The sequence below is a fragment of the Candidatus Krumholzibacteriia bacterium genome (genome assembly GCA_035268685.1).
In the GTDB taxonomy this organism is placed as follows: Bacteria; Krumholzibacteriota; Krumholzibacteriia; order JAJRXK01; family JAJRXK01; genus JAJRXK01.
The window spans coordinates 1-5,490 of sequence record DATFKK010000028.1; the positions used below are offsets into that span (position 1 = coordinate 1).

At 67.6% G+C, this 5,490-nt stretch carries 7 protein-coding genes; all 7 read left to right on the forward strand.

Translation table 11 applies throughout. The annotated features are described in order from the left end of the window. Positions 1 to 562: potassium transporter TrkG (locus VKA86_02910; GenBank protein ID HKK70139.1), on the forward strand; the 562-nt coding region annotated here is incomplete at its 5' end. Between the two features lie 22 nt (positions 563 to 584). Continuing rightward, entirely contained in the window at positions 585 to 1,442 is an 858-nt protein-coding gene (locus VKA86_02915) for a nitrilase-related carbon-nitrogen hydrolase (GenBank protein ID HKK70140.1), read from the forward strand. Then, entirely contained in the window at positions 1,439 to 2,278 is an 840-nt protein-coding gene (locus VKA86_02920; GenBank protein HKK70141.1) for an NAD+ synthase, read from the forward strand. Before VKA86_02915 ends, VKA86_02920 begins: the two co-directional genes overlap by 4 nt. Next, positions 2,275 to 2,946 (forward strand): 16S rRNA (cytidine(1402)-2'-O)-methyltransferase, encoded by a 672-nt coding sequence (gene rsmI / locus VKA86_02925; protein HKK70142.1) that lies wholly within the window; start codon positions 2,275 to 2,277, stop codon positions 2,944 to 2,946. The genes VKA86_02920 and rsmI overlap by 4 nt, the downstream gene beginning before the upstream one ends. Further along, positions 2,943 to 3,545: a CDP-alcohol phosphatidyltransferase family protein gene (locus VKA86_02930; protein ID HKK70143.1), complete on the forward strand. Its 603-nt coding sequence runs from the start codon at positions 2,943 to 2,945 to the stop codon at positions 3,543 to 3,545. The genes rsmI and VKA86_02930 overlap by 4 nt, the downstream gene beginning before the upstream one ends. Beyond that, positions 3,542 to 4,186, forward strand: coding sequence for a dTMP kinase (gene tmk, locus VKA86_02935; protein HKK70144.1), 645 nt, complete (start codon positions 3,542 to 3,544; stop codon positions 4,184 to 4,186). Before VKA86_02930 ends, tmk begins: the two co-directional genes overlap by 4 nt. A gap of 154 nt (positions 4,187 to 4,340) precedes the next feature. Next, a partial coding sequence (locus VKA86_02940; GenBank protein ID HKK70145.1) for a S41 family peptidase occupies positions 4,341 to 5,490 on the forward strand: 1,150 nt, incomplete at its 3' end.

Below are 5,490 nucleotides of genomic sequence, written 5' to 3' on the forward strand. Positions count from 1 at the left end.
GGTGGTGGAGAACGTCCGGACCACGCTGTTCCAGGTGGTGTCGATCGTCACGACCACGGGCTTCGGAACCGCCGACTACGAGCTCTGGAGCAGCATGTCGCAGTTCGTGCTGCTGGCACTCATGTTCATCGGCGGGTGTGCCGGCAGCACCGGGGGCGGCATGAAGAACGTCCGCCTCCTGCTGCTCACACGCCACGCCGTGAACGAGTTGCGCAAGCTCCTGCACCCGCGCGGAGTGTACGTGATCCGTTTCAATCATCGGGCGGTCCCGGGGGACGTGGTCACGAACATCCTGGGTTTCTTCCTGCTGCTGATGATCGTCACTGTCGCCGCGACCTTCGCCATGACCCTGCTCGGGCTCGACCTGCTGTCGGCCTTCGGGAGTGTGGCGGCGACGCTCAACAACATCGGTCCGGGGATCGGCTCGGTCGGGCCCACCGACGACTTCGGGCACCTTCCCGACGTGGGGAAGTGGTTGCTGGTCTTCCTCATGTTGTTGGGCCGCCTCGAGCTGTATACCGTGTTGGTGTTGCTCGTGCCCGATTTCTGGCGCCGCACCTGAGGCTCGTCCCGTCGAGGAGATCATGAACCTGCGCATCGCCCTGGCCCAATGCGACGCCACGCTCGGCGACCTGGCCGCCAACCACCAGGCTCACCTGCGCTGGATCGAGCGCGCGCGCCGCGAGCAGGCGGACCTGTTGGTCTTTCCCGAACTGTCGCTGACCGGCTATCTCCTGCAGGACCTGGTGCACGAGGTCGCCCGTCCTCGTGACGACGCGCTCTTCGCCGAGCTCGCCCGCCACGCCGGATCCATGAGCGTGGTCGTCGGCGGGATCGAGGAAGGCGACGATCACGCCCAGTACATCGCCTCGTTCCTGCTCGAGGGCGACGGCGTGAAGCACGTGCACCGGAAGGTCTACCTGGCCTCGTACGGCGTGTTCGACGAGGCGCGCTACGTCGGGGCCGGGCGTCATGTGCGCTGCGCCGACACGCGCTTCGGGCGGGTGGGGATGGTCGTGTGCGAGGACGCCTGGCACCCATCGCTCGTGGGCATCACGCTGCTCCAGGGTGCCGACCTGCTGACGATCCAGGTGGCGAGTCCCGTACGGGACCTGCGCCGCGGGGAACTGCCTCGCAACGCCGAGATCTGGCTGGACACACTGCGGACCTACGCCCGCCTCTACGGAACGTACATCCTGTTCTGCAATCGTGTGGGGAGCGAGGACGGTTTGGTGTTCTGGGGGCACAGCTGTGTCCTGGGGCCCGACGGCGAGACGGTGGCCGAGGCGCCCCTCTACGACGAGTCGCTGGTCGTGGCCGACCTCGACTTCGAGCAGGTACGTGAAGCACGACTGAGCAACCCCGTTCTGCGCGACGAGAAGATCGACCTCACCGTACGCGAGCTGCAGCGGGTGCTCGCCGATCCGGAAAGGCGCGCATGAGCGAAGCCGAATTGTTCGAGGTCCTGACCCTGCAGGAGGACGCCGTTCTCGACGTGATCGACCGCGGCCTGTTCCGTGAAGTCGATCGCACGGGCTTCGAGCGCGTCGTGCTCGGGCTGAGCGGGGGACTGGACAGTGCCCTGACCGCCTACCTGGCCGTGCGGGCCTTCGGGGTCGACAAGGTGATCGCCCTGGCGATGCCGTACCGGACCAGCAACCCCGACAGCCTCGCCCACGCCGAACTGGTGGCCGGTGAGCTGGGCGTCGAACTGCGGACCATCGACATCAGCGAGCAGATCGACGCCTACTTCGCGCGCTTCCCCGAAGCCGGTGAGAATCGCCGCGGCAACAAGATGGCGCGCGAGCGCATGACGATCCTCTACGACGTCAGCGCGGCCGAGCACGCCATGGTTCTGGGCACGAGCAACAAGACCGAGATCCTCCTGGGCTACAGCACGCTGTACGGCGACAGCGCGTCGGCGGTGAACCCGATCGGTGATCTGTACAAGACGCAGGTCCGGCAGCTGGCGCGGTATCTCGGCGTGCCGCAGGTCGTCATCGACAAGCCGCCCAGCGCCGACCTGTGGCAGGGTCAGACCGACGAGGACGAGCTCGGCTTCACCTACGAGCGTGTCGACACACTGCTGGCCCACATGGTCGACCGCCGCTATCGGCCGGTGCACCTGCGGGAGCTGGGTTTCGACGACCTGTTCATCGGACGCGTGCGCTCGCTCGTGCGCACGAACCAGTACAAGCGCAAGCTGCCCGTGATCATCAAGCTCAGCGGTCGGACCGTCGACAAGGACTTCCTCTACCCACGGGACTGGACGGGATGAGCGCGCTGTCGCTGGTCGCCACGCCGATCGGGAATCTCTCCGACGTGAGCGATCGCGCGCGCGCGGTGCTCGCGGCCGCCGACGTGATCTACGCCGAGGACACACGGCACAGCGGCCGCCTCCTGAAGCACCTCGGCGTCGACGCGCGACTGCGGAGCTGCCACGACCACAACGAACGGCAGCGCGCGGTCGAGATCGTCGACGATCTGCGTGCGGGGCGCTCGGTGGCGCTCGTCAGCGACGCCGGCACCCCGGGTATCGCCGACCCCGGCCACGTCGTGGCGCGCAGTGTCATCGACGCCGGGTTCGACGTGACGATGATCCCCGGTCCCAGTGCGGTGGTCATGGCCGTGGTCCTCAGCGGCTTCGCGACCGATCGCTTCGTCTTCGACGGATGGCTGCCGCGGCGCTCCGGTGGGCTACGCCGGCGGATCGAGGAACTGGCGGCCGAACCGCGCACCGTGGTGGTGCTCGAGTCCAATCACCGACTGCCGAAGTCGCTGCCGGTGTTCGCCGAGGTGGTCGGCGACCGGCGACTGGCCGTGTGCCGCGAGCTGACCAAGCGCCACGAAGAGGTCCGTCGGGGTACGGCACACGAACTCCTGGAGCGCTATGGGACCCGCGTGAAGGGTGAGATCGTTCTCGTCATGGAAGGGGCCGCCGCGTGAACACTCCTGTGGTCGAGCGGACGGTGCGGGCCTGGGTGTCGCCTCTGGTGGCGGCCCTGGACGCCATGGGTCTGAATCCGAATGCCCTGACCGTGCTCGGCGTCCTGCTGAACATCGGGGCGGCGGCCGTGGTCGCAACGGGTCACCACGTGTGGGGGGCGGCGGCGTTCCTGTTCGCCAGCGGCTTCGACATGCTCGACGGCAGCTTGGCCCGCCGCCGGGGCATCGCGAGCCGTCTGGGCGCTTTCCTCGACTCGACCTTCGACCGGGTGAGCGAGACCGCGCTCTTCCTGGCGTTGCTCGTGGACCACGCGGCACGACCCTACGGGCCCGATTGGATGCCGGCCGCGATCCTGGTGGCCCTGGCCGGCTCGCTCACGACCAGTTACGCCCGCGCGCGGGCCGAGAGCCTGGACCAGGACTGCAAGGTGGGCTGGGTCGAGCGTCCCGAGCGCGTGGTGCTGATCGTGATCGGCCTGGTGGCCGGCCGCGCGGTGCTCGGCTTCGTAGTCTTCGCGCTGGCCGTGCTCACGTGGTTCACGGTGCTGCAGAGGATCGTCCACGTGTGGAGGCACATCGACCGGGAGCCCCCGGCGTGACGGCCGGTCTGTTCGTGACCCTGGAGGGTGTGGAGGGCGCGGGAAAATCCACGCTGGCCGATGCCCTCGAGGAGCGTCTGCGTGCGATCGGACACACCGTGGTCCGCCTCCGCGAGCCGGGGGGGACGTCGCTCGGGGAGGCCGTGCGGTCCGTGGTGCTCGACCCCGCCCACGGCGACGTGTGTCCCTGGGCCGAACTGTTCCTCATGCTCGCGGCCCGCGCCCAGGTCGTCCACGAGCGGATCGAGCCCGATCTCGCCGCCGGCCGCACGGTGATCTGCGACCGCTTCATCGATGCCTCGACTGCTTATCAGGGTGCCGGCCGCGGCCTGGGAATCGAGCGCGTGCAGGAACTCAACCGGCTGGCCACCCGCGGGAGATCTCCCGACCTGACCCTCCTCCTGGATCTGGATCCGGCAGCCGGGCGAAGGAGACAGCACGACCGACCCGATCGCATGGAGCAGGCGGATCTGCAGTTCCACCGTGCGGTGCGCGACGGCTACCGGAGCATCGCCTCGGCGGAACCCCGGCGCTTCGTGGTGCTCGACGCCGCCCTCCCGGCGTCCGACGTCGCGAGGAGCGCCTGGGAAGCACTGACCGCGCGCTTCCCCGATCGGATCGGTCACGTCACGGACCGGTGAACCCGCGGAACTTCGGGGATCGACGGGCGTACCGACCGTGGCAAGCGTATTGCTGATCGGCCTCCATCCCGCTTATCGTGAGTGGGTGGATCGACGAACCGCCGTTCTCCCCTGCGGCGTCGGGCTTTCTCCCGAGAAATCGAAGGACGTACGCATGTCCCGGATCGCACTGAACGTAGCCCTCGCTGCCCTTCTGGTGTTCGTCGGTGTCGATGATGCCACGGCCCAGTCCCGTGAGGAGGCCCGCGACCGACGTGCGCGGAGTCGTGCGCACATCGAGAGTCTCGAGCTCTTCGGCAAGGTCTACGAGCGCCTGGTGCGCAACTACGTCGACGAACTCGACCCGGAGGACCTCATCGAGCGCGCCGTCGAGGCCATGCTCGAAGACCTCGATCCCCACAGCCAGCTGTTGACCGAGGAGGTCTACGACGACCTCATGACCAGCACGCAGGGTGAGTTCGGCGGCCTGGGAATCCAGATCGTCGTGCGCGACGGCTATCCGACCGTGGTCTCGCCGATCGACGACACGCCGGCTTTCCGCCTGGGCATCCGCGGTGGGGACCAGATCGTCGAGATCGAGGGCGAGAGCACCAAGGGCTGGAAGAGCAGCGATGCCGTCAAGGTGCTTCGCGGCCCGAAGGGTTCGCAGGTCACCATCGGGATCAAGCGACCGGGACGCGAGAAGATCCTTCCCTTCACGATCACCCGCGACATCATCAAGGTCGAGAGCGTGCCCTATGCCTTCATGCTCGAGGAGGACGCGGGCGTGGGCTACGTGCGGATCTCGAACTTCTCCCGGAGCACGCGCGACGAGCTCCAGGACAAGATCGACGATCTCGACGACCAGGGTATGCGCTCGCTGGTGATCGATCTGCGCACGAATCCGGGAGGCCTGCTGCAGGCCGCCAAGGACGTCAGCGAGATGTTCCTGGAGAAGGGTGACCTGATCGTCTACACGAAGGGGCGCCTGGCGCAGCAGAACATGAGCTACTACTCGACCTCGAACCGTGGACGGGTCTGGAAGGACCAGCCGCTGGTCGTGCTGGTGAACGGCAGTAGCGCGAGTGCCAGCGAGATCCTGGCCGGAGCGATCCAGGACCATGACGTGGGGATCGTCGTCGGCCAGAACACCTTCGGGAAGGGCTCGGTGCAGACCGTCTTCGAGCTCGGCCCCACCGAGGCCCTGAAGTTGACCACGGCCAAGTACTACACCCCGAGTGGCCGCTCGATCCACCGCGATCGCAACCGCGACGGCGAGCTGATCGAGGAAGAGGGAATCGACCTCACCGAGACCGACGAGTCCG

Bases quoted from the DNA above. Each gene is read 5' to 3' on its own strand.
- rsmI (HKK70142.1), top strand. From the start codon at position 2,275: ATGAGCGCGCTGTCGCTGGTCGCCACGCCGATCGGGAATCTCTCCGAC.
- VKA86_02915 (HKK70140.1), top strand. From the start codon at position 585: ATGAACCTGCGCATCGCCCTGGCCCAATGCGACGCCACGCTCGGCGAC.
- VKA86_02920 (HKK70141.1), top strand. From the start codon at position 1,439: ATGAGCGAAGCCGAATTGTTCGAGGTCCTGACCCTGCAGGAGGACGCC.